Origin of the sequence: Novosphingobium sp. CCH12-A3, assembly GCF_001556015.1 — a bacterium.
GTDB classification, from domain to species: domain Bacteria; phylum Pseudomonadota; class Alphaproteobacteria; order Sphingomonadales; family Sphingomonadaceae; genus Novosphingobium; species Novosphingobium subterraneum.
This window is the reverse complement of sequence record NZ_LSIA01000053.1, coordinates 1-19,476: the sequence shown is the minus strand read 5'-3', so window position 1 is coordinate 19,476 and position 19,476 is coordinate 1. Positions and strand designations below refer to the sequence as shown.

At 63.3% G+C, this 19,476-nt stretch carries 15 protein-coding genes and 1 pseudogene; 13 read left to right on the top strand and 3 right to left on the bottom strand.

What is annotated here, in order from left to right; genetic code table 11:
• Positions 1-2 precede the first annotated feature (2 nt).
• The 11 genes from traC to AX703_RS03790 all read left to right on the top strand — a co-directional run bounded on the left by traC (position 3) and on the right by AX703_RS03790 (position 14,076).
• Positions 3-2,579, top strand: a complete 2,577-nt coding sequence (gene traC / locus AX703_RS03840) for a type IV secretion system protein TraC (protein WP_062342761.1) — start codon at positions 3-5, stop codon at positions 2,577-2,579.
• Positions 2,576-2,938, top strand: coding sequence for a hypothetical protein (locus AX703_RS03835; protein ID WP_062342759.1), 363 nt, complete (start codon positions 2,576-2,578; stop codon positions 2,936-2,938). Before traC ends, AX703_RS03835 begins: the two co-directional genes overlap by 4 nt.
• Positions 2,931-3,509, top strand: coding sequence for a TrbI F-type domain-containing protein (locus tag AX703_RS03830; protein WP_062342757.1), 579 nt, complete (start codon positions 2,931-2,933; stop codon positions 3,507-3,509). Before AX703_RS03835 ends, AX703_RS03830 begins: the two co-directional genes overlap by 8 nt.
• Positions 3,493-4,011, top strand: coding sequence for a S26 family signal peptidase (locus tag AX703_RS03825; RefSeq protein WP_062342755.1), 519 nt, complete (start codon positions 3,493-3,495; stop codon positions 4,009-4,011). The genes AX703_RS03830 and AX703_RS03825 overlap by 17 nt, the downstream gene beginning before the upstream one ends.
• Positions 4,008-4,733, top strand: coding sequence for a type-F conjugative transfer system protein TraW (traW, locus tag AX703_RS03820; protein ID WP_231735356.1), 726 nt, complete (start codon positions 4,008-4,010; stop codon positions 4,731-4,733). The genes AX703_RS03825 and traW overlap by 4 nt, the downstream gene beginning before the upstream one ends.
• Positions 4,730-5,743, top strand: coding sequence for a conjugal transfer pilus assembly protein TraU (traU, locus tag AX703_RS03815; protein WP_062342753.1), 1,014 nt, complete (start codon positions 4,730-4,732; stop codon positions 5,741-5,743). The genes traW and traU overlap by 4 nt, the downstream gene beginning before the upstream one ends.
• A gap of 98 nt (positions 5,744-5,841) precedes the next feature.
• Positions 5,842-6,534, top strand: a complete 693-nt coding sequence (trbC, locus tag AX703_RS03810) for a type-F conjugative transfer system pilin assembly protein TrbC (protein ID WP_231735354.1) — start codon at positions 5,842-5,844, stop codon at positions 6,532-6,534.
• On the top strand, positions 6,531-8,642 hold the full coding sequence (locus AX703_RS03805; protein WP_062342748.1) for a conjugal transfer protein TraN: 2,112 nt from the start codon (positions 6,531-6,533) through the stop codon (positions 8,640-8,642). The genes trbC and AX703_RS03805 overlap by 4 nt, the downstream gene beginning before the upstream one ends.
• A gap of 33 nt (positions 8,643-8,675) precedes the next feature.
• Positions 8,676-9,500, top strand: a complete 825-nt coding sequence (gene traF, locus AX703_RS03800; protein WP_369820984.1) for a conjugal transfer protein TraF — start codon at positions 8,676-8,678, stop codon at positions 9,498-9,500.
• An 86-nt stretch (positions 9,501-9,586) separates the two neighbouring features.
• On the top strand, positions 9,587-10,948 hold the full coding sequence (locus AX703_RS03795) for a conjugal transfer protein TraH (RefSeq protein WP_369820983.1): 1,362 nt from the start codon (positions 9,587-9,589) through the stop codon (positions 10,946-10,948).
• Between the two features lie 35 nt (positions 10,949-10,983).
• Positions 10,984-14,076 carry a conjugal transfer protein TraG N-terminal domain-containing protein gene (locus AX703_RS03790; RefSeq protein ID WP_062342741.1) on the top strand — a complete coding sequence of 1,031 codons (3,093 nt, stop codon included), beginning with the start codon at positions 10,984-10,986 and terminating at the stop codon, positions 14,074-14,076.
• Positions 14,077-14,080: 4 nt separating this feature from the next.
• Here AX703_RS03790 and AX703_RS03785 read toward each other — a convergent pair whose 3' ends face one another.
• Positions 14,081-14,287 (bottom strand): hypothetical protein, encoded by a 207-nt coding sequence (locus tag AX703_RS03785; protein WP_062342739.1) that lies wholly within the window; start codon positions 14,285-14,287, stop codon positions 14,081-14,083.
• A 284-nt stretch (positions 14,288-14,571) separates the two neighbouring features.
• Here AX703_RS03785 and AX703_RS03780 point away from each other — a divergent pair, with 284 nt between their 5' ends.
• The gene (locus AX703_RS03780; protein WP_062342803.1) at positions 14,572-14,895 is read left to right on the top strand and encodes a type II toxin-antitoxin system PrlF family antitoxin; all 324 of its coding nucleotides are present in this window, start codon (positions 14,572-14,574) and stop codon (positions 14,893-14,895) included.
• A gap of 23 nt (positions 14,896-14,918) precedes the next feature.
• A complete protein-coding gene (locus tag AX703_RS03775) occupies positions 14,919-15,374 on the top strand; it encodes a type II toxin-antitoxin system YhaV family toxin (RefSeq protein ID WP_197423605.1) in 456 nt (151 codons plus the stop codon).
• A gap of 543 nt (positions 15,375-15,917) precedes the next feature.
• Here the strand turns inward: AX703_RS03775 and mobF are convergent.
• Both mobF and AX703_RS27750 read right to left on the bottom strand, forming a co-directional pair.
• On the bottom strand, positions 15,918-18,962 hold the full coding sequence (gene mobF, locus AX703_RS03770; RefSeq protein WP_062342735.1) for a MobF family relaxase: 3,045 nt from the start codon (positions 18,960-18,962) through the stop codon (positions 15,918-15,920).
• A 3-nt stretch (positions 18,963-18,965) separates the two neighbouring features.
• Positions 18,966-19,476, bottom strand: a pseudogene (locus AX703_RS27750) (conjugal transfer protein TraD); the annotation flags it as partial.

The window sequence follows — 19,476 nt, the reverse complement described above, 5'->3', positions numbered from 1 at the left end:
CCATGTCGACCAGCGCATGGAACCGTTTTCTCGATCTCGTCTTCGGCGACGGGGTGCGGGCTGATGTTGCGCCGCAATCAACCGGTGTGCCGATGCTCTCGGACTGGCTGCCCTATCGCAGTTACGACCCCGAGACCCGGCTGTTCATCAATACGGCGAGCATGGGCTTCATTCTCGAACTTGCGCCGATGGTCGGGGCGAACGAGCGCACCGGCGAGATTCTCACCCAGTTCCTTTCAGACGGTTTGCCGGCAGGCTGCGAAGTGCAGATCATCCATTGGCAGAGCCCTGCGGCCGGCGTGCGCATTGCCGACTGGGTAATGCCAAGGGTGCTCGCTAAAGGCGTCTATGGCCGCGCGGCACAGCATCGCGCCCATTATCTGCGAAACGCGTCCTGGACCTCGCTGTCGCGTGATGCCCCGTTTTGCCTGCGCCAGCATCGCGTTCTCGTCAGCATCGGCGCATCTCTGGGGTCTTCGCTGACTGCAACGGACCTTGCGAGCGTTCGCGAAAGCCTCGGCGGGACCTTGCAGGCCCTCAGCATTCCCTACCGCGACATTGCGCCTGCCGAGTTGATCGCATTTCTGAACGATCTCCTCGTTCCGGGCATAGACAATGCCGAGAGCGCAGACCTCTACTCTCCACTCGACCCCATCCACCAGCAATGCCTGCGAGGCGATCTCGTCAGCGAAATCTCTCCCGACCGTATCGTGCTCAAGGTCAGCCGCGAAGAACGGGCAAGTGGGCCAACTTCGCGGCAGGACTTGCAGTCCTCCAGAGAACCCGAAGCCTTCGACTGGCGCTTCTTCTCGGTCCGGCAAATGCCGCGGCAATGGGCGCCTTGGGATGTCCAGAAGCTGATTGGCGACGTGCTCAACGACAAGTTGCGCTTCGGCTGCAACGTGGTCACGGCCCTGGGGTTCGTCCTGTCAGATGAGGAAGCAACGGCTTCGCGGGCCGGTTTCAAGGTGCTGCGCACCACCAGCCTTGCCGAATCCCGCTCCGCGCGCTTCCTGCCGCAACTCGCGCAGCAGCGCGACGAGTGGCAGCAGGTCCAGACGGAACTGCGCGAGGGGCGCAAGCTCGTCCAGGCCTATTATGCCATTGGCGCACTCTCGCCGCTCGGCAGGGGCGACGCCAACGAACGTCTGCTCAAATCAGTCTACAAGGCGGCAGGCTGGGACCTGGTTGAAGAGCGCTACCTGCAGTCGATGGCTCTGCTGGCGGCCATGCCGCTCACGCTTCCCAATGGCCTGTCGGGCGATCTCAAGCGCATGAAGCGGCTGCGCACGATGCTGAGCAATACCGCAGCAGCGATCGCGCCGCTCCAGGGCGAGCATACCGGCGGTCCGATCCCGCATATGCTTCTGGTGGGACGGCGGGGCCAACCCTTCTTCTGGTCGCCGTTCCAGAATGCAGCCGGCAATCACAATGTCGCGGTGTTCGGGAAGTCAGGCTCGGGCAAGTCGGTCTTCCTCCAGGACATTTGCGCTGCACTCGCCGGGGCTGGTGCCAAGGTCATCGTGATCGACGATAGGCGCTCGTTCGAGCACATGGCCAAGGCCTTCGGCGGCGCGTTCGTCGAGTTTCGGCTGTCGTCGGGCTTTTCGCTCAATCCCTTCGACATGATCGATGCGCGGGCGCTCGAGAGCGATGCCGATGGCGAGGACTACGAAGTCGAGTGCCTTGCCATGCTGAAGTCCATCGTCGGGCAGATGGCGCGCCAGCAGGACCGCCTGTCCGATACCGAGCGCGGTTTGATCGATTCTGCCGTCAGCCGGGTGTGGAGCGAGCACAAGCGCGCAGGCACGATCGATGCGATCGCCGCTGCCCTGCGCGCCATGCCCTCTCCATTCGCGAGCGATCTTGCCGATGCCATGGCGCCGTTCCTGTCTGGCGGCACCTACGGGCGGTTCTTTGCCGGATCCTGCTCGATTGACCTGGCGGCAGATCTCACCGTTTTCGAGCTTTCTGACCTGTCATCCAAACCCGAGCTGCGATCGGTCGCGCTGACCGCGCTGATGTTCCTGACCTTGCGCGTCATGCGCGATCTCGACCGTTCGATCCCCAAGCTGACGATGATCGACGAAGCCTGGCAATTGCTCGGTGGCGGACAGATGGGCCAGGCGATCGAGACCTATGCGCGCACCTGCCGCAAGTACGGCGGGGCGCTGGTCACAGCGACACAGTCCCTGAACGATTTCTACAAATCGGAAGGGTCGCTGGCCGCGCTCGAGAACAGCGACTGGTCAGTTGTGCTCCAGCAGAAGGAAGAGACGGTCAACGACCTTGCCCGGCACCAGCGCTTCGAAATGGACAGGCACACCGAGGCGCTGATCCGCTCGCTGAAACGCAATGGCACGGAGTACTCCGACGTCCTGATCAAGGGACCCGAGACACTTGCGGTCGGACGTCTCGTGCTCGATCCCTATTCAGCGACGCTTTACTCTTCGAGCCCGAAGGTCTTCTCGGCGATCGAGACGCTGGTCGGCCGGGGCGTGCCGCTCGCAGATGCGATCGAACAGGTTGCCTTCCCGGATCGCGCGGAACCCGCAATGGCGGCGGAGATCGGGGTATGATCCGCTATCCCGCCTTGGCGCGCTTGGTGCCATCTTCCGTGCAGGTTCAGGACACCTGCCACCTGGGCCTGTGCCTTGCCGGGTGGTTGCTCATCAACATTTGCTGCACCGGGGCGATCTGGCTTGCGCTGTTCATCGTGCTCGGTGAGTTCACCCTTAGCGGCACGCTGCTGCACCTCGACAATTTCGCGAGCCGCTATCTTGCGGCCGAGGCCGCACATCAGGCGCACTTGCGCAGCCAGTTCTGGATCGCGAGCGCGGTCCTGTTCCTGGGGCTCGCGGTGCTGCGCGCCGGATCGCTGCCGCGTTGGCATTCAGGGCGCGCGCAAACACCTTCCAAGGAGAGGTCCCATGGTTGACCGCCGCGTGGCCGGGGAGGTCGGCCCCGGACCTCTGTTCGAAACAGACGCTCCGCCAGTGCCTTCGACGACTTTCGCCGCCAACGCGCGACGCCGCTCGGTCGACTGGAAGTTGGTGGGACTGATCGGGTCTATAGTCGTAGCCGGACTGTGGGGCGCCTGGGTCACGCGTGAACTGCTCAGCACCCCGACAGCGCCGACGCTGGTGCGTGTGCAATTGTCCTCGATCATCGGCGAATATGTCGCAGCCCAAGCGAGATCGCAGACACCCCCCGATGTGGTGACCGCCGAGACGAAGGCCTTCATGGGTGCCGTGCAGCGGAATCTCGAAGCGCGAGGCGCGCGCGGGCAGGTCGTGCTGGTCGGCGAGGCCGTTCTGGCCGGCAACGTTCCCGATGTGACGATGGCAGTACGCCGGGAAGTCTACGCCAAGGCGCCGTCGCCGGTCTCCAGGACCGCCACCAACAGCCCCGTCATCGACGCAATGCGCCAGGTCATGGCCCCCAACCCCGCAAGCGTCGTCCAAGGTAACGCTGTCGATAGCGAGGTTGGCGATGCCGAACCCCGCTGAACGCTCGCGCGCAAGCCGGCTCTGGCTCGCCATTGGCGCTCTGGGCCTCACGCTCATGACAGGATCGGCGCTTGCGGACTGGCGCGACGATCATGCGATCCTGATCAACACCACCCGTTCGATGCCGGAGTGGGCCTTCTTCATCGACAAGGGAAGGATGCCACAGCGAGGTGACCTGATCGTCTTTGCGCCGCCCGACATTCCGTTGATCCGCGCCCATTTCGGGCGAGAGTCGGCTCCGTTTGCCAAGCGCGCGCTGGGCATGCCAGGTGACGTTGTCACCCGGCAGGGCGAGACCGTCCTCGTCAACGGTAGGCCAGTTGCCCGCCTCAAGGCGCGGACGACGCGTGGCGAAACACTGACACCGGGCCCAACCGGCATTGTGCCTCCAGGCTGCTTCTATGCGGGCACTCCGCACAAGGATGGCTTTGACAGCCGCTACGCCGAGATCGGCTTTGTCTGTCAGCGCCAGATCATTGGCTCGGGTGACGCAGCCTTATGACGCGCCAGACGAGCACGTCGTGGGTCCAACGCACGAGGGGCATTACCGGCGCGGTCCGTCTTGCTGCGGGCTTTGCCGGCATGGCGGGCATTGTGGTCGTGGGCTTTGTCGGCGGATCTGTGCCCGCTGCCGCAATTGATCATGGCAGGATGGGCGAGATCTTTCCGATCATCGAAACCGACATGCTGACCGTCATTGCCACGCGATTACACACGCTCGAGGCCACAGGCAGCATCGCGCAACTACAGGCCCGAATGCAGGACACAGCGATCGCGAGCGTGCGCCGGCCAGCGCTCGTGGCAGGCCTGAGTCCCGCGCAGGAGCGCCGCGAGTGGCTGTTCGATCCATCCTTCGTGCTCCAGCAGGACGTGATCGGCGCCAATGGCGAACGCATTGCCGCAAAGGGCACGCGTGTCAATCCGCTGGATCTTGTTCCGCTGCCAACGGATCTGGTCTTCGTAGATGGCCGCCGAACGGCGGAGCTCGACTGGGCCACGCGTTACTGGAAGCCGAACGAAGCCAAGGTCATTTTCGTTGCCGGTTCGCCCTTCGATGCGATGAAACCCTTCCAGCGCCGCTTCTGGTTCGATCAGCGCGGTGCCTTGGTTGCCCGCTTCGGCATCCGCCACACGCCTGCGGTCGTCTCTGCAGCCAGCGGGCAGCTTCAGGTTTCCGAGATACCAATTCCCGACACGACAATCCGGGAGAGCCCGGTGTCATGAACCGAAGTCTTCGCACCGTCCTGCTCTCGTTGGCGCTCCTCCTGGGGACCATGACCCCGGCGAGGGCGGCGGGCGCGCCGTGCCATGGCAGCTTCGTCAATCCGATCACCGATGTCTGCTGGTCCTGCCTGTTTCCACTGTCGGTCGGCGGTCTGGCGATCTGGAAAGGCTCACGGCCCGACCCGAGGAATCCTTCGTTTCCGCTTTGCGCCTGTGGCAGCCCGATCCCGCGCATCGGAATTTCGATCGGCTTCTGGGAGCCGGCAAGGCTGGTCGATGTCACCAACAAACCGTGGTGCTTCCCCAACCTCGGCGGCGTCCGCCTCGACCCCGGTTTTGACATCGGCGGCGGCCATGTCCAGGGTGCAAGCCAGGTGGGCGGAAAGGCGCAGAACAGTTCGCAGTGGCAGGCGCACTACTACGTCTACCCGCTGCTCTACTGGATGGAGATCCTGACCGATTTCCTCTGCTTCGAGCAGACGACCTTCGACATCGCCTATGTCACGGAGCTCGATCCGCTCTGGCAGGATTCCGCGCTGACCTCGATCCTAAATCCCGAGGTCGCTCTATTCGCCAATCCTGCTTCTACGGCGGCTTGTGCTGCCGACTGCGTCGCATCGACCGCGAAGCTGCCGATCGACCAGCTGTTCTGGTGCGCCGGCTGCAACGGCAGCATGTATCCCTTGAACGGTCATGTCGCTGCACATGTCACCCCGGTCCAAGCCTCGCGCCTGGTTGCCACGCGGATGCTCTACAAGATGCACCGCAGCGGTCTTGCCTGGGGCACAATGGGGTCCAGCGCCCTGTGTTCGAAGTACCTGATGCCGGTCATGCGCAAGCAGCAGTACCGCCTCCAGATGACCAATCCCACGGCAACGGTGAAAGGCCGCTACGCCTGCGCACCGCTCGGTGCCACCACGATCAACCCGCAGACCGGCAAAAGTTACCCGGTCAAAGGCGAGGATTTCGGCTACCTCGTCTGGCGCAAACGCAACTGTTGCGCTTTATGAAGTCGCAGTGCGTCCCTCTCGAACGCAGAACGCTGCGGCTGACGGCTCGCCTTGCACCGCGTCTTTTCGGACTTGCGATGCTTGCTGCCGTATCGGGAGTGACAGCGCAGAGCATTGACGGGCTTGATCTCGGAGCCATTCGCGCAAGGAACAGCGCCAGCACTGACGAGCTTGAAGCGCTTGTCGCGATGGCGCTGAAAAAAGCCGAGGCGCAGAGTGGTGCGGCAGAGCAGGTCCGCGCCGAAACGCAACAGAACTCCGCACGCGGGCAGGAGGCGCTTAGCGCCCGCGCTCCAGCTGGCGCGGTTGATTTCGACGCGATCCTTGATGGTGCTGCCGCAAACGCGAGAGTACCGATGGGCGAGGGGCCCTTGCTGCTCGTCTTTGCCAGCCTGTCGATGCCGCAAGCCTCGCTCCAGCACCTGGTGCGCGATACCACGCAGGCCGGGGGTATCGTTGTCTTCAGGGGCTTTCCGAACAACAGCGTCAAGGCTTTTGCCCAAGGCTTGATGCGCGTTGTCACAAGGGAGCAGGAAGAGGCGCACATCGCGATCGATCCGCGGCTGTTCCGCGCCTTCCGCATAGATGCCGCGCCCACCTTCGTCGTGGCAGAAGGCGGCTACGAGCTCTGTGACGGTCTCGATTGTACCATCGCGGTGCCGGCCCATGCACGTATGACCGGCAATGTCAGCCTCGCTTATGCGCTCGAGAGCTTTGCTGCCGCCAATGAACCTGGGGCGGCAGTCGCGCGGATTGCGCTGGACCAGTTGGAGAAAGGGCGCGGGCAATGAAGGGCCCGGCTCTGTTCGCCGGTCTGGCCGCGCTAGGCCAAGTCGCTGTCGCGGCGAACGCCTCTGCGCAGATTATCATCCCCCCACCGGACGATGTGATCGAAGCTCTGCCGGCACTGTCAACCGCGCCGGCCCCCGCCTTACCGGAGGCGGGTCCACCCCCGGCAACGGCGGTAGGGCCGACGTCCGCTGCCCAGGCAAAGGCGGAGGCGCGACAATTGGGCAGCGCGTTGCGGCAGAGCTACCAGGGCCTGACTGCTGCTCCGGGTGCAGCGGCACAGATCCCGGGCTACGCCCCGAACTATCCGCAAGCGACCCGCTATTACGACCATGCCGATGCCTTGGCCACGGACGGTGCGATCGCGGCCAGCCAGAGCGAAGCCTGGCGCACGGCCAATTCCACGTCGCGCCCGCGTATCGAGGTCAAGCGCGAGGACCTGGCACGCGCCGCCGCCATCGCCCAGGAACCGACCCGCTTTGTCGAGGGTGTGGAGACCGGCGGGAGCGCCGGGGCCTGTACACCTCTGCCGGCGGGATCGAGTGCGCCCGGCAGTGTCGAGATGACCTGCAACATCGGCGAAAGCATCGTCGAGCATGAACAGAGCTGCAAGACCACGCTTGAGGTCAAGCCTTGGGAGGCCCTCGACTATCAGTATGTCTGCGTCGCGTCACCCACGTACAACGGCTGCGGAGCCCTGGTTGTTGCGGGACAGTGTCGTAACACTGGCACCACGCCAGTCCCCGAGTACGGCCTCACCGTTACCTCCTATACTTGCAATGCGGCCGTTTCCGATCCGGACGCTTTCCTTGTGGGTACAACGACCGCGCCGCCACCTGTCGGGGCCTTTGAAGCGAGTGGTCACGTCTATCGCTGCAATCGCTCGGGGCTTGCACAGGCTCTGAGCGTAGATCCAGCGACTGGGGCACCGCAAGAATACCTCACGGGCTTGCAGCAGTGTACGCCAGATCTCGGCAAATCCTCGTGCACGCGCACAAATGCCCTATCGGCCGGTCTCGTCGAGCGGGACCTCTGCCTTTCCTGGGACTTTGCAGGCGATCCCATCAACGGTGGCAAGCTGCGCTGTATCGAGACGGCGCCAGAGGAGGAGGCCTACGCTTGCAACGCCCTGGTGCCTGGCCTCCAGCCCGAGCGCAGCGACACGCGGTGGTTCACCGCGCAATGGACCACCAGTCCCTGCACTGCTGATCCGGAAAACTGCACGTTAACCAACGAGATCTGCAGCGTGCCCGACGAAACCCGGGTCATCGCCGGCATTCCGGTGCGGCAAGCCTGCTGGGAAAAGACACGCACCTCTGTGTGCAGCCAGGCCACTGGTGGCAACAACGACTGCGGCGCGATCGAAGCCACGCCCGGGTGCCGACAGACCGGCGAGATCTGTCTCGACGATCCGCCCGATCCGGGTGGGTCCTGCAAGGTCACCGAGCGCAGCTATTCCTGCCCGGTTCCGGGCTCAGTCATCGAACCTCAGCAATACCTCTGCTCGGGCGACATCTATTGCCTTGATGGCGAATGCGAGACGGTCGAGCGCGAGGCATCGGACGAGTTCAAGGATGCACTGGTCGGGCTCCATGCCCTGGGGCAGGCCAATGCCGAATTCAGCGAGAATGACCTGTCGCTGTTCAAGGGCAGCCGCGAGACTTGTGCCAAGAAGATCTTCGGCATTTCCAACTGCTGCACTGGCAAGGGCGCCCCGATCTTGACGCCGTGGCTGTGCAGCGCCGCCGAACAGCAACTCGACAAGAAGGACGATGCCGGCCTGTGCCACAAGGTCGGGACCTATTGTTCCTCCAAGGTGCTTGGCGTCTGCGTGACCAAGCGCGACGCCTACTGCTGCTTTGCCTCGAAGCTGACCCGCATCCTGCAGGAGCAGGGCCGGGTGCAACTCCGCAAGCCTTGGGGGCGGCCGAAGAGTGAAAGCTGCGAAGGCTTCACTGTCTTCGAGTTCCAGCAGCTCGACCTGTCGGTCATGAACTTTTCCGAGATCTACGCCGACTTCACCGAAGCCGCGCGCCTCCCCGAGGAGGCCGCGATGCTGGTCGAAGTCCAGAACCGCATTGGCCAGTTCTACGGCCAGGCCCAGCCATAACCCCGCACGCGAGTGATGCGAAAGGAGCACGCCATGCCAACGTCGACAACAATCCTTCGGCCACTTGGTGCGACCGGCCTGGCGATGGTTCTCGGACTTGCAGCGCAAGGCCATGCAGCGCCCAGCGAGAGCAGCGAAATCGAGATTCGCCGCGACCCCGATGCGCTCTATTGCACTGAACGGCAGCTCGGCACCTGGTTCTACTGCGATCCCCCGGAGCGCAAGCCTGCACCTGCACCTAGCAGGACCTCGCCGCGGGCAACGCTTGCGGCCATAGGTGCCGAACTCGAGAAGCTCAAGGCGAGGGCGATCCTTGATCCCAGTCCCGAGAACGTCACCTCCTACATCCGCTTCCAGCGCGCGCAGCTTGATCGCTCCTCGACCTTTGCCGATGTCTGGCAGCGTGTGCTGTGGCAGGACCCAGGGCTCGACTACACCTTGCAGCGGCCGGTCTCTACGCTCGGCAAGCGTGCCTGGATCGACCAGCGCAAGGCCGATCGCGATCATGTCATGGCCGAACTCGGTCGCCGCTACGGCGTCTTCTACTTCTTTGCTTCGAGTTGCGGGGCCTGCGACATCTTCGCTCCGATCCTCAAGGCCCTGAGCGATCGCTATGCCTTGCCTGTGCTGGCAGTCTCGATGGACGGTGGCCCCTCGGCCACATTCCATGACTACATGGTCGACAGCGGACAGTACGAGCGGCTCGGGCTCGGCAGCGACCGGCAAGTACCGGCCCTGGTCCTGTTCGACAGCGTGACCCGGCGCCCCATGCCGATCGGCTACGGCATTTTAAGTCAGGACGAGATTTTCGACCGCGTGTTCCAGCTGACCACGGTCAAGAGCGGGAGCGACTTCTAATGAGAGACCGGTTCTCTTGGCGTCGTGTCCGGGGCAGGTACCTGACCAGCATCGTTGCGGGCAGTGCCCTCCTTCTCGGAACGCCGATGCCCGCAAGCGCCGGGGTTGAGGGCGAGATGTCGAGCTTCATGAGCGAGATGGGCGCTGCCGCCAATGTCACTGGCCCCAGCGCCTATCGCGGGCAGTCCGCAGGCTACTACTCGATGGGCACGGTGTGGTCGCGCTTTCCGCAAAAGAGCATTCAGCCCTTCAATCTCCAGTTGCCTCATGCCCGCGCCGGCTGTGGCGGTATCGACCTGTTCTCGGGCTCATTCTCCTTCATCAACACTGCCGAGCTCGTCGCCATGATGAAAGCCACTGCCAACAATGCTCTGGGCTTTGCCTTCAAGCTCGCGATCGACACGATCTCACCCGAAATTGGCAAGGTGATGGATGAGCTCGCACAAAAGGTTCAGCAGATGAACCAGATGAATATTGCCAGTTGCGAGACCGCGCAGGCGCTCGTTGGCGGCCTGTGGCCAACCAGCGATACCGCCTCCTCAGTGGTCTGCGAAGCGATCCCCAATAGCCAGGGCGCGGTTGCCGACTGGGCGCGTGCGCGCCAGCAATGCAACAACGGCGGGCAGCGCGAGAGCCTCAAGGCCGCGAACTCCGATCCCGCAATGGGCGAGCTTGCCGGCATGCCCAACAATTACACCTGGAAGGCGCTCTCCCGCAAATACGGTGGTTTCGACACGCAGTTTCGCGAGTTCCTGATGACACTGGTTGGCACGGTCATCTATGATCCCGCCGGAAACGAGGGCAAGCCGCGGGTTCAGTTCATTGGTCCTGCCGATGCTGCGCTGATCAGCGCGATGCTCGATGGCACAGCATCAAGCCCGCATAAGGTCCTCACCTGCGGCAGTGACAGTGCTGCATGCATGCACCCGTCTGAGGTCCAAATGGTGATCGGTTCCAATGCGGCGATCAAGGCGCGCGTCCGCACCCTCATAGAAAGCATGGCGCGCAAGGTCCGCGACCCGGGCGCTGCGCTTACACCCGCCGAGATCCAGCTGCTCGGCATGGCCAGCGTGCCCGTCTACAAGATCATCACGGTGAGTGCCGCAGCCGAGTTCAGCATCTCGGCTCAGGAATTGAACGACCTTTCCGAAATCGTGGCGGTCGACCTCGTCACCACCATGACCATGCGCTTCATCGACATGGCCGTGAACGCCCGCTCGGACTTCAACGGGGCCGATGCGGACAGTTTGCGCGAATGGCGTGAGGGCCTTTACGAAACCCGCCGCAACTTCCTCGGCATCGCGGCGCGCACCTCGCAGCGCTTCGACCAGACTTTCGCCCTGATCCAGCGCACGCAGATGCTCGAGAAGACCCTGCGCAGTCAGCTCTCGCCGCAAATGGCGGCGGCATTGCGCTTCTCGCGGTCGCTCGGAACCCAGGTCCAGTAGGTTCCGGAAACGTCACGCCAAGGGGAGAGCGGCACATGCTCGAAGTCTTCACGGTCGGCGGCGGCGAATTTCTCGTCAACACCTTCAACGCGGTGGCGACCTGGACGGGGTCCGGCGGCTTTCGCTCGCTGCTCAGGGTCTGCATGGTCATGGGGCTGACCTATGCCCTCTTGATCACCGCGATGGACCTCGATTGGCGGGTGTGGCTGCGCTGGTTCATTCAGTCGACGTTGATCTACCTCGTGCTGATGGTGCCAACCGTGACGGTCAAGGTCACCGATCGCATCAATCCCGGCCTTGGTCCTGCCAACGTTGCCAACGTGCCGATCGGTCTCGGCATGATGGCCTCGTTCACCAGCCAGATCAGCGACTACTTCACCCGCACGGCCGAAACGGTCTTCGTGATGCCTTCGGCGCTCAACTACTCGACCAGCGGCTTTGTCTATGGCGCCCGGCTGTGGGACAGGACACGTGCGTTCGAGATTCGGGATCCGGTCTTCCGCGCCAATCTCGACGGCTTTCTCAAGCAGTGCGCCTACTACGACATCCTCCTGGGCACTCGCAGTCTCAAGGTCCTCAGTGAGTCCAGCGACCTCTGGGCCGAGTTCGGCGTGAATGCCGCGACCAATCGCGGCATGAAGTTCCTGACCGATACCGGGGGCGCAACCGACATTGAGGGCAAGACCTGCGCACAGGCCTGGCAAACCCTCAACGCACAGTGGAACGGACAGATCGACGCGGCGGCCATCCCGTTTGCGCGCACGCTGTATCCCAAGCTCGCATCGGCCGCAGCGAGCAGCAAGCTCGCAGCAGACTTGCCGGTAATCTCGCAGCTGCTGACCGGCACCTCGGCTTCACGAAATCAGATCCTGCGCCAGAAGAGCATGGTCGATGCGTTCGAGGCCGCGCAGCTGGATTTTGGGAACGTCGATTCCGATGCTTTCGCGCTGCAGCGCGCCGATTTTCAAGCCCGCAATGCAATGACCACGGCTGCAGAGCAGGGTCTCATCTGGATTCCGGTCCTCAATGTCGTTCTGACGGTCGTGTTCTACGCCCTGTTCCCGGTGGTCTTTCCGCTGCTGCTGTTTCCGCGGACCGGAATCGCGACACTGAAGGGCTACTTCGCGGGATTCTTTTACCTCGCTGCGTGGGGACCGATTTATGTCCTGATCCACAGCTTCGTCATGGACCGCCTTGCGGCACAGTCACGCGCGCTTGCCGGAAGCGGCGTGACGCTTGGCAACTGGTCCGGCATTGCCGGGGTGAACCAGGACATCGCGACGATGGCCGGGTTCCTAATGATGTCGGTACCAGTCCTTGCCTTGATGGTCATGCGCGGGACTATATCGGTCGCACATAGCATGGGCTCGATGCTGGCACCTGCCCAGGGAGCAGCGGATGCAGCCGCCGCCGAACGGACCACCGGCAACTATGCCTTCGGCGACGTCAGCCATGGCAACTTCAACGTCAACAACCGCCAGATGGCGCAGTGGAACCAGGCCCCCAATCTGGCTGTGGGTGCAAGCCACATGGGCCTCAGAAGCGACGATGGCGCGATGGTTCATGCCTTTGGCAGCGGCGCGCGGGTGATCGACACCAGCGGAGCAATCTCGCAGTTGCCGTTCAAGGCCTCGATGACGCGGGGCTATGCCAGCGATTTGCGCAATCAGGGCCAGTGGTACCTCAATGAGGCCGACCGGATCGAGAACGGCACCTCGGCGACCTGGAGCAGCACGCACGGAACCTTCGGCAGTGCGGTTGCCGCCAACAGCCAGGTGACCGGCAGCCGCAGCGAACACGGATCGCGCGCATCCGACACCCACAATGTCGGAGGCAATGTCATGGTCGAAGGCTCGGCCGGGAAGTCGACGCGGGAGGTGACCAACGATGATCTGATCCTGCGGCAGGGCAATAGCCGTTCGTATTCGGACTTTGAAAATCGTTCTTTTGGTTACTCTCTTGGCCTTGGTGCGCGCTTGGGCGCCTCCTCTCCGGGAGCAGGCGGCGGCGATGAGACCACGCCTAACGCAAGTGGGAAAGGGGAAGGCGCCTCTCGTTCCAAAGGCGCGGGCCTATCGGGGTCGCTCGGCATCAATGGATACGGAAGAAAGGAATGGGGCCAAGATTCGCGAATTAGTAGCGAGCGCTCGGTAACGAACCAGACTACTCGCGGCACCGACAAATCCGAGGACGTCAGCAGCCGGGTCGTGGTCAGCGGCAACAGCGGGGATGTCCATTCTTCGGGCACGTTCAGCCAGAACTCCGACTACACTGATGCGAGCCAGAGCCGGACCAGCAGCGAAGGCACCGACTGGCGGGTCTCCGAAGCCGAGGAACGCCGCGCCGCTGCGGGGCGCTACCGCGAGATCGGCACCCGTATGATGAACGAAGCAAGCTATGCGGAAAGCCACGGGTTCGAGGTCTCGAGCGACATGTCGAACCTGATCCAGGATCGATACGAGGCACTGCAGCGCGAGCATCCCGAGTGGCACCTGCCAGACATTGCCAACCCGCGGCTCGATTACCGCGACATGGCACGGCGCGATCAGGCGATCAGCTACATCATGGACGACCTGATGAGCGACCTCAGGAACCGCCGGATCGAGGAGCTGGGCGACGTCCCGGCGATCGCCGGGAAGGGCAAGATTGGCAGCCATACCGATCTCGGCATGCCGCAAGCCGCATCGCTTCCGCCTGCCGATAGCTCGCCGTCGCTAGTCGCTTCGCCGCTCGAAGGTGGCACACTGCTCCCGGCACCCAATGGTCCGGTCGACGGCGCCAGATTGGCGCGCGAGCTGGGTATGGGCGTCAAATCGGGGGCGCGGCTCGGCCGAATGGACGGCGATCTCGTCCCTGCCATGGGGGTAGTGGCAGAAGAGGCGAGAGCGCTCGGACTGCCGCGCCCGGTAGTCACATCCGGAAATGACAGCTCCCAGCATGTTTCTGGCTCGGCGCACTACGACAATCGGGCGCTCGATTTCCGCGGACACAACATCTCCGACCTACAGGGGGAGCAGTGGGCCGAACGCGTGCGCGCACGCCTGGGCCCGAATTATGCGGTCGATTTTGAAAGGTTCCCGGATGCGCCAGCTAAAGACCATTTACATGTGGCGAAGCGGAAGAGTTAGCTGACTATCCGAGCAGTTTTCCCGCAATCACAAAGAACGCCAAAAAGGCGATCGCCAAGACGACGAACGCAATCGAATACGGCTCGAGAGCAAATTCTCCCTGGGCCGGTGAGGTGTCAGGAGCCGACAAGCGCTCACCAGTCACACGGTCGCAATTGATGCCTTTCACATTGATCGGCAAGCCATCAAGGCCATAACGATTGTGGTCCATGGCGGCGCTCCTTGCACTGGCAAGATCATATCCGGTTCTCGCAGGATTTTCAATGATTTGCCAGGAAAAGGGAAAGCTCCGCGCCCTTTCTGAACCCTCACGCTGCTCAGCGTGAAGCGTCCAATCATTTCGCATAAGGCCGTGATGGACAATGGTGCAGAGATTATGGCGGATATTCTCCGACAAAGTGCGGTTAATGGACAACGAAGAGGCGAGTGGATCTTGGTACGAACCTTGACGGGGTAAGAATTATTCCTTACCATTCCTCGGGAATGGAGAGCATCATGGCGATCTCACTCGAGGAAATCAGCACCATTACCGCCAAAGGACAGACCACGATACCCAAGGCTGTGCGTCAGGCGCTGGGTGTCGATTATGGCGGCCGCATTGCCTTTCGGGTGAGCGATGCGGGGGTCACCGTGTGCCGTGCCGATATCGACGAGGATCCGGCAATCGACAGTTTCCTGAGCTTTCTGGCAGCCGATCTGAAACGCCATCCCGAAGCGGTGAAGGCCCTTGGCCCGGAATTGGCTGCACGCATCACTTCGCTGACTGCCCATGTTCCGGTCGATCTCGATGAGGCAATTGATGGCGACGTTGACCTTTGAGCAAGCACCCAATGCTTGAAGGAATGACCTTAAATGGATGGGCACTCTACACCCATCCGCTTTTCCTCGACCAACTGGAGAAGCTGACGCTTGCTGTCGAACGCGCCCGTGCGAAGGATCCCAGCGGATACGCATCGACTGCCAACGCGAAGCTCCTCACGGCGCTTCGCAAGTTGATGTTTGAGGTAATCCCCGTCGATCCAGCCCGCCCCGAATTCCGACAGGGCGGGACGCTGGGCCCGTCCCGCAAGCACTGGTTCCGGGCGAAGTTCGGAAATGGGCGATTCCGCCTGTTTTTCCGCTATTCGACATCCGCAAAGATCATCATCTTCGCATGGGTCAACGATAGTGACACGCTTCGCACCTATGGCGCGAAGAACGACGCCTATGCCGTCTTCAGGGCTATGCTCGACAAGGGCAACCCGCCCGAGGATTGGAATGCCCTGCTGAAGGCAAGTGAGACACTTACCGAAAGCTGACCCGGGCTACTCAGACCCAACTGCATCTCGACATATTCGACCTCGATCCGGTCGACATCGACAATACGTCCTCACACCCGGCCCCGCCCGCTGACCTCCACCGCTCATTCGTCGACAAACCCAAGCCGCCAGCACAGCCTGTCTTCGTCCGGCACTATCGGCCTACGCGCTCCCGGTGCGGTAGTGCCGTCGTGGTACCTGGAGACACGGGGGCGGGATGGCGTCGTAGGTCATGGATGGCGCAATCTGGTCGGAAGGCAGCCGCCCGCAGACCGGACGACATGCTCGTCCTTAGCCTGCCGAGCCGCTTTCTTCCCAGTAGTGTCTGGGTGAAGGATTGGCGCGGCCCGGTGGGAGGCAACCCGGACCGCGCCGTCTTGCCCTTACGGGCAGGAAGCGAAAGCGCGCGCTGTCCCCGCAGATCATGGCTCGGAAGCGACGATCCATGAGCAATGCAAGGGCAACCGGCATTGTCATTCAACGCCTCGACAAAGCTCGTCTGAACGCCGAAGTGCGAAAGGCTGCCCATGCACTGGGACAACTTCACAGATCGAGTCCCAGCGACTTTTCTGGCACGGGGAGTTGCCTGACCGGAGCTTCGGATGCTGGCCCCAATACCGCGTCGAGCTTCGCCTTGAGATCTGCGCTCATCCTAAGTTCCGGCAACTTCCGGGCATTGACCGGATTGTGGTGGCGGGGTTCGACCTCAAGTTTGCCTGTCACCTCGAGCGCGGAGGTCTTGTTCCCAGGCGTCCGGTCGAGCTGCTGTTTGAGGCCCTCGAGGTCGTTGGTGACGACCATCATGTCGTCGGTCGCACGGGTGTTGAGCACATTCTGCGTGCGCTGGGTCGCAAGGTTGCGCTGCGAGGAGGATATAACCTCGATCGCTTCCGGTTTCGTCATGCCCTGTGCCATGTGGGCATTGAGCGCATAGCCAAGGTCGAGCCGGCGTAGCATCGGATCGCCCGGTGCGAGCACCAGTTGCCTCTTGTCGGCAAGCTCGACCCGCACACCTTCAGGCCGGGCCTCGAGGACGGTCGCATAGGTCGACTTGGCGATGTCGCGGGCCCCATCCTGGTCGCGCCAGAACACGGTCTCGCCGTCATGAATCTTGAGCTCTCTCTGCTCGTAGAGCCCGATCCGGTCGAAGCGATGATCGGGGTCTAGCCGGTCAGGATCGATGGCCTTGCGCCGTCCCCCGGCCTCGAGCACGACCTTGCCGTCCTTGCGGATCTCGCAGACCTCGTACTCCCCGCGCTTCAGCCCCAGTTCGCGCACGTCCATCCGCGCGTCGAACACCTGGCCCACCCGATAAGTTGAGGCAAAGCGCAGTTCCTCGCGCGTGGTGTTGGCGCTCTGCAGAGTAGTGAGCGTGACACCCGGCCCGGTAAGGGCGCCCTCCTTGAGCAGCCCCACCTGGACCCGCGCATTGATCTCGGCGCGGTCATCGCGCCCGGCGGTGAAGATCGCGGTCGCCTCGCGCTTATCGGGGCTGAGCGACAGCCATATGTCGGCTGCACGAGCCACATGGTCGGGCCCTGCTTCGATCACCCGGCCGTGAGCGGCAAGAAGGTCGAGCGCCAGGCTGGCATGGCCTTCGTTCGAGAGCCCGGCGACCGCCAGCAGGAGGGGCGAGTTCTTCTGGCGGATGTTCTCGTCCATCCGCACGGTTGCTTGCCCCGCGGCCTGGCTGACGGCGAACATCTTGCCCTGTTCGATGGCCGACAATTGCTGGCGGTCGCCCATGAAGGGTGCCTTGGCGAGATCGAGCTGCTCGGCGAGCGCGGTCAGTCGCAGCATGTCGCGCGAGGAGACCATCGAGCTTTCGTCGGTGATGATGACCGTGTTGGCGAGCGCCGCCTTGGCGGCTTCGAAGCGCTCACCCGATCCCGCGGCCGCAGCCCTGCCGTAGGTGCTGAGGAACTTCGCGATCGTGTAGGCCTCGATCCCCGCCTCGCGCATCTGCTCGGCCGACATGCCCTGGCCGCCCCCACCGCGCAGGTCCGCGACCATCTTGTTCTGGAAGGCGAGCCCAACGAGCCTGACGCCATCATCACTCAGGACCTTGTCAAGCGCGCCCAGCAACGTCGACTTGCCCGCGCCCGCCACGCCCTGGACATTGAGAAAGCGATCGGTGCCGGAGAGGATCGCGACGCCGGCTGCGAGCTGTCCCTCGTTGAGCTGCCAGGTATCGACCCCGGCGCGGGCCTGCCCAAGCTCGCGCGCCGCCTCCTGCAGCCGCGCCATGGCCTGCTCGGGCGGCATGAACGCGCGGCCCTTTCCGGCCCCGGCATCGATGCGGTCCAGAATCTGTTGCTCCATCGCGAGCGCGGCCGGCGTCGTCACCAGGTCGAAGTGGCCGTCGAGCCGCTCCGACCTGCCCGGGATCAGGTGACCATCGCGAATGAGTTCGCCGATCCGTTCGACGACGGCGCCTCCTTCGAGACTCTTGATCTGGAAGCCCAGCGCGGCGCTGAGGATCGCCTGCGGCGAGAACGTCGCTTCGCGTTCCGACAGGTGGCGGATTGCGGATGCGGTGGCGTGCTGTGCCTTGAGCGTGCCGGCGGGGAGGAACAACGCTGCCGCGCCGCTCACCGCCAGCGGGCTCGGCGTGCGCAGCGCGGCGCCGATCCGGGTTGAGACTTCACCGAGCGCCGCGGTCGCGGTTTCACGGAAGGTTGGGCGTGCCTGTACTTCGGCGCGGGCTCTGGCCTCGGCGATGAGCGCCTTGCCGTCGAATCCCACTGCCGCGGAGCGATCCTGCCATGCCTGAACGAGTGCTGCGCGGTCCTCGACGGCGAGCTTGGGATCGCGGGTAATGACCGTCACCCGGTCCTGCCCCTGCGGGGAAGCGATGCCGAGTTCCTCGACCTTGGTCAGGATGTCTTCTCGGCGCTGGCTGAACTCCTTGATGACCTCCCTCGGCACGCCCTTGATCTCGAACGATCCGTGCTTGCCGGCGGCCTCGGTCTCGTAGCCGAGCTTCTGCAACTGGGCGCGGAAGGCGGCATGGTAGAACTGGCCGATCGTCGTGTTGTTCTTCCAGATCTCGCCGTTCCACAGCGCCTTCCAGGTACCCTTCGGATCGCGGGTCAGGTTGGCGACGACGGCATGGATGTGGCCCTGCGGATCGAGCGCACGGCTCGTGTCGTGGGCGAACAGCGCATAGACGAGATTGCCGGTCTTTTGTGGCTCGCCGCTGCGCGAGCGGTCGTAATTGCGGCTCTCGGCAAACTGCTTTTCGACGAGCTGAGACATCGTCGATTTTACGGCGGCGAGGTGCGCATCGAGGATGCGCTTGTCGCCGCTCACCAGTGCGAGGATCGAAGCGGACTTGGGCATCGAGAAGGTAAGGTCGAGACCCAGACGACGCCCCTCGACCTGACCCACCATCTCGCCGTCGGGCAGCCGCCCATTCAAAATCGCCGCGAACTGATCGCGCTCGACCTGGCCCTCAAGTCCGAGCGCGCGCGCACCCTCGCCGCCCCAGACCCCGGCTTCCGCGTGTTCATCGGCCGTGTAGTAGTTGTCGTTCGCGAAATAGTCGGCTGCGCCGCTTGACGACCTGACGGATGCGATGGAGTGCATGGCCTACATCTCCATGCCGCCGTCAGGGGAGGGGGTATCGAGCTCAGGCTCTCGCGACGGTTCCTTCCCCCGTCCGTCCGCGGCCTCGCGGTCGATCGCTTCGGCAAGCTCGCGCGCAGCCTGCGTGGCCCGCTGGGCGGGGAGCTTAAGGGCCGCACTGCGGGGGGCTTTGGATGCGGTTTCGGGCTCGTTGGCGCGCGCAGTTGACGCGCTCTTCACGATCTCGGCGCTGGCGATCATCGAGCGCCCGAGGCTGGATTGCGGCGCTGCCGTGGGCTCGGCCTGCGCGGCGGCAAAGTTCAGCTCTTCCTGTCGGGGAGCGGGACAGGGCTTTGCCGGTTCGTCGTCGATCGCGGGTGCAGGGAAGAGTTCAATTTCATCTTTGTTTTCGCGCCCGCCGGTTTGGCCTTCCGCGTCATCGTCGGCGTCACGCGCGAACTCGATCGGCTCGACATGCGCGCGCAGGACATAGCCTTCGGCAACCTTGGGATAGTCCTTGTAGGTGAGCTTGATC

Coding starts and splice junctions, on each gene's coding strand:
- AX703_RS03785 (WP_062342739.1), bottom strand. CDS start 14,287: ATGGACCACAATCGTTATGGCCTTGATGGCTTGCCGATCAATGTGAAA.
- AX703_RS03780 (WP_062342803.1), top strand. CDS start 14,572: ATGGCGATCTCACTCGAGGAAATCAGCACCATTACCGCCAAAGGACAG.
- mobF (WP_062342735.1), bottom strand. CDS start 18,962: ATGCACTCCATCGCATCCGTCAGGTCGTCAAGCGGCGCAGCCGACTAT.
- traC (WP_062342761.1), top strand. CDS start 3: ATGTCGACCAGCGCATGGAACCGTTTTCTCGATCTCGTCTTCGGCGAC.
- AX703_RS03825 (WP_062342755.1), top strand. CDS start 3,493: ATGCCGAACCCCGCTGAACGCTCGCGCGCAAGCCGGCTCTGGCTCGCC.
- AX703_RS03830 (WP_062342757.1), top strand. CDS start 2,931: ATGGTTGACCGCCGCGTGGCCGGGGAGGTCGGCCCCGGACCTCTGTTC.
- AX703_RS03795 (WP_369820983.1), top strand. CDS start 9,587: ATGCCCGCAAGCGCCGGGGTTGAGGGCGAGATGTCGAGCTTCATGAGC.
- traU (WP_062342753.1), top strand. CDS start 4,730: ATGAACCGAAGTCTTCGCACCGTCCTGCTCTCGTTGGCGCTCCTCCTG.
- AX703_RS03805 (WP_062342748.1), top strand. CDS start 6,531: ATGAAGGGCCCGGCTCTGTTCGCCGGTCTGGCCGCGCTAGGCCAAGTC.
- AX703_RS03790 (WP_062342741.1), top strand. CDS start 10,984: ATGCTCGAAGTCTTCACGGTCGGCGGCGGCGAATTTCTCGTCAACACC.
- traW (WP_231735356.1), top strand. CDS start 4,008: ATGACGCGCCAGACGAGCACGTCGTGGGTCCAACGCACGAGGGGCATT.
- traF (WP_369820984.1), top strand. CDS start 8,676: ATGCCAACGTCGACAACAATCCTTCGGCCACTTGGTGCGACCGGCCTG.
- AX703_RS03775 (WP_197423605.1), top strand. CDS start 14,919: ATGACCTTAAATGGATGGGCACTCTACACCCATCCGCTTTTCCTCGAC.
- AX703_RS03835 (WP_062342759.1), top strand. CDS start 2,576: ATGATCCGCTATCCCGCCTTGGCGCGCTTGGTGCCATCTTCCGTGCAG.